Here is a 339-nt window from a genome sequence, read left to right as displayed (position 1 = left end):
GGGATCGTCCAAGTAATGACTATTACAGCATCATGATCTCGAAATATATGGATATTGGTTCGATTAAAAATGTCAGTGTGAACCTGTCGGCAAATCGCAGTGTGTACAACGGCGTCAATGATGACAGCGCCTATTTATCGCTGTCATTCCCTTGGGGAAATAGCGGCAGCGTAGGCTATTCATTAAATACGAACCGCAATGATACTACTAATCGCGCCACTTATTATGACCGCATTGATGACCGAACCTCCTATCAGGTGAGTGCAGGTAGCAGCCGCTACGGAGCCTCAACCAGTGCATTTGTTAGCCATCAAGCAGACAGTGCACGAGTCAGTGCGA

General features: G+C 46.9%; 1 protein-coding gene. It reads left to right on the top strand.

The features are described 5' to 3' along the window. The coding region (locus tag AAZR93_RS21665; protein WP_434721049.1) for a fimbria/pilus outer membrane usher protein at positions 1 to 339 on the top strand (339 nt) is incomplete at both ends.

Origin of the sequence: Providencia sp. Je.9.19 (assembly GCF_051129765.1) — a bacterium.
Classification (GTDB): Bacteria; Pseudomonadota; Gammaproteobacteria; order Enterobacterales; family Enterobacteriaceae; genus Providencia.
Note: the sequence above shows the minus strand (reverse complement) of the source record. Positions and strands in the feature narration are given on the sequence as shown.